Source organism: Mycobacterium sp. UM_Kg1, from assembly GCF_000972925.1.
Lineage (GTDB): Bacteria > Actinomycetota > Actinomycetes > Mycobacteriales > Mycobacteriaceae > Mycobacterium > Mycobacterium hiberniae.
On record NZ_JRMK01000249.1, the window covers coordinates 1 to 3,334 of the forward strand.

Genomic DNA, 3,334 nt, shown 5'->3' on the forward strand with positions numbered 1-3,334 from the left:
GTGGTGTTCCCGGTGATCGGCTGGTGGCTCTACGACATCTTCTACATCACACCGTTTTTGGCGATCCCCTACCTGCACACCGTCAACCGCGAGATCTTCTCGGACTGACAAGACACCAAGGAGACGACGATCATGACCTGGCTCTGGGAGATTCTCCGCTACGTCGCCGCATGGGGCGGCACCTGTTTGATCATCGCGTTCTGGTACTGGATGTTCTCCAGCATCGGGACCTTCTGAGCGGCGCGAGCGCGACGTGCACCCGCTGGAGTTGGAGAGCAGCTGCGCGCTGACGGCCGTCGCGCTCAGCGGCGGGCGCCGCGGCGGAGCGCGGTTGATGACCGGCGCGCAGCGAAGTTTCGGTGTGAACCCGAACCTGTCCACTGTTTATGTGCCCCACCCGCCCGAGCCCGGCTGGACCAGGCGGACGGTGAGCTGCGGGGTGGCGCTGCAGTGTTCGCCTTCCAAGGAGCGCATCGCGCAGTATCGGCTGGGGGACCTCTCGCCACGCGAGCGGCGGGCGTTGACGCTCATCGAGGCGCGGGTCGCCGTGGGTTGGATCGCCGGGCGGTGGCCGGGTCTGATGGGCGACCTGCAGCGGGTGCTGCCGGGGCTCGATCCCGGCGATGCCGACATGCCGGCTGACCAGATGTTCGACCGCGCGATCGAGCTGGCGCGTACCCGGCAACCATTGACCGGCCACCCCCTGCTGGGGACCCTGCCGTCTGCGTGGACGACACCGCAGTCCTTGAGCTCATCGGTGCGCCGTGCCGGCCGGATGCCCTGGTCGAGCAACCAGAAACGGCGCCCGCGGCCCTATTCGGTTCCCGTCGGCGGCGACGGGGGAGTCCGCAACACCGCTCTGCCACCACCCAGCCGGCCCGACGAAGACGACCGCTCCATCGGCCGCGACCGGCGACCGGGTATCCCGTACCCGGAGTGGAACACCCACACCGGCAGCCTGCTTCCCGACCACGTGGCCGTCATCGAACTCAGTCGCCGGACGTCGGCCCCTCAACCCTCGGCAGCGGCGGCCGACCTGCGTAAGTGGTTCGAACAACCCACGGTTCGGGCCATGACCAATCGCCTTGTCGACGGGTGCGATCTGGACGTCGACGCCTATGTCAGCCACCGCCTCGACGTCATGGCCGGGCAGGCCGGAGAGCCGCGGATCTTCCGGGAACTGTTGCCGGCGAGCCGGGACGTGACCACCGCGGTGCTGCTGGACGCGAGTTCGTCACTGGGGGCGCACGGGGGCCGGTTGTTCGGATTGGAGCTCGCCTGCGCCGATGCCCTCTCGGCAGCGATGACCGGTGCGCGGCAGCGCCATGGCATCTTCGCGTTCACCGGCAACACGCGTCACCGCGTAGAGGTGCATTGCCTCAAGGACTTCGGCGACCGCAGGTTCGTCGCGCCGAGCGGGCTGGGCCTGATCGCCGGTGGTTACACCCGCCTGGGGGCGCCGCTGCGCCATCTGACCAGCCGGCTGCTGACACAGCCCGGCGAGCGGCGGCTGCTTCTGATGATCGGTGACGGGCTGATGTCCGATGAGGGCTATGAAGGCCGATATGCGTGGGCCGATGTGGCCCATGCCGTCGGCGAAGCCGATCAGGCAGGTGTGTGCGTGTACTACGTCGGCGTCGGTCCCGTGCGGGTCGACCCGCTTCCCGAGGTGTTCGGACCGCTTCGTTCCCAACGGATTCGGCGGGCCGAGGAGCTACCGCGGGTACTGGCCCACGTGCACCGCGAACTGACCGCAGCATGACCGACTTGTGAGGAGTCCGATGAGCAGCGATGTCTACTTCGCCAACGGCAACGAAGTGCAGTTGTTCGAGAAGGCGTACCTGCGCCGCATCCCGGTGATGCTCACCGGGCCCACCGGCTGCGGAAAGACCCGCCTCGTCGAGCACATGGGCCAGCTGCTGGGGCGCCCGGTGATCACCATCAGCTGCCACGACGATCTGACCAGCTCGGATCTGGTCGGCCGGTTCATGGTCGCCGGTGGCGATGTGGTGTGGACCGACGGGCCGCTGACCACGGCGGTGAAGACCGGTGCGATCTGCTATCTCGACGAAGTCGTCGAGGCGCGGCACGACTCGCTGGCCGTACTGCACTCGCTGACCGATCATCGGCGCACCTTGTTTCTGGAGCGGGCCGCCGAAACCGTCAGCGCCCCGGACACCTTCATGCTGGTCTGCTCGTACAACCCGGCGTACCGGAGCTCGCTCAAGGAGCTCAAGCCGTCCTTCCGTCAGCGGTTCGCCACCCTGCCCATGGACTATCTGCCGCCGGAGCGCGAAGCCGATGTGATCGTCGCCGAAACCGGTGTCGAGCCGCAGATCGCCGCCCGTCTGGTGCAATGTGCGACCGCCCTGCGCACCGCCGACCGGGCGTTTCATTTCGAGCCGCCCTCCACCCGCACGCTGGTCAATGCCGCGGAACTGGTGGCCGCTGGTGCCGGCGAGTTCGAAGCCGCTCAAGCATGCATCCTCGCGCCACTGACCACCGATGGCGCAATCCATGACGGCCTACGAGAAGTGGCCGCCAGCGTCCTCAGTGAGCGCCCGTAGGAAAGGAAGTCGCAGAAATGGATCAGCAAGAACGCAACCGCAAAAGAGCCCTCATCGTCTTTCAGATCTTCATCTACGGCTATCTGGCGATCATGTTCGGCATCCAGCTCTACATGTCGTTCGCTCGGGGATGGTGGCAGCTGTGAGCCCGCCGACGACGGACTTCGTCGCGCTCGAAGACCATGAGACCCAATCGCGTGCCGCCCAGCGCCGCGCCGACCGCTGGATGATCGCCGGCGCGGCGCTGATGGGCATGTGGGTACCGGGCATCATCGGTCTGCCGGTCTTCCTGCGCGGCGCCTGGCTGCAGCGGCAGTCGCTACAGGCGGGTTTGGCGGTACGGCCCATGATCGTCACCCTGATCGGGTATCTGGTGTTGATCGACGGTGCCCTCAACAGTCTCGGGTGGGCGCTGGACCTGGTCGCCAACCACACCCTGATCAACCGGGTGTTGATGGTCGGCTGGGGCGGCATGTTCGACGCCGGGTACTTCTGGCACTACAACGAACTGTGGATCGGCGGCTCAGCCGGACCCGGCGAGAAATCCATGGTCTTCGGCATGATCCTCACCGTGTTTGCGATGCGCTGCGCGGCGGCGATCGGCTTCCTGCAGATGAAGCGCTGGGGTCACCAGTGGATGGTGGTGACCTGCTGGATGGGCGTGCTCATCTGGATCCTCTACGTGTTCAACATGACCATGTATGCCGATGTGCGCTACGCCGGCGTGGTGTTCCCGGTGATCGGCTGGTGGCTCTACGACATCTTCT

4 protein-coding genes are annotated in these 3,334 nt (G+C 66.5%); all 4 read left to right on the forward strand.

What is annotated here, in order from left to right; translation table 11 throughout:
- Positions 1-253: 253 nt before the first annotated feature.
- The gene (locus LI92_RS20545; protein ID WP_046322168.1) at positions 254-1,762 is read left to right on the forward strand and encodes a nitric oxide reductase activation protein NorD; all 1,509 of its coding nucleotides are present in this window, start codon (positions 254-256) and stop codon (positions 1,760-1,762) included.
- Positions 1,763-1,781: 19 nt separating this feature from the next.
- On the forward strand, positions 1,782-2,567 hold the full coding sequence (locus tag LI92_RS20550; RefSeq protein ID WP_046322170.1) for a CbbQ/NirQ/NorQ/GpvN family protein: 786 nt from the start codon (positions 1,782-1,784) through the stop codon (positions 2,565-2,567).
- Positions 2,568-2,584: 17 nt separating this feature from the next.
- Positions 2,585-2,713: a hypothetical protein gene (locus LI92_RS24440; protein ID WP_024441860.1), complete on the forward strand. Its 129-nt coding sequence runs from the start codon at positions 2,585-2,587 to the stop codon at positions 2,711-2,713.
- On the forward strand, positions 2,698-3,334 hold a 637-nt coding region (locus LI92_RS20560; protein WP_046322171.1), incomplete at its 3' end, for a hypothetical protein. The genes LI92_RS24440 and LI92_RS20560, both read left to right, overlap by 16 nt.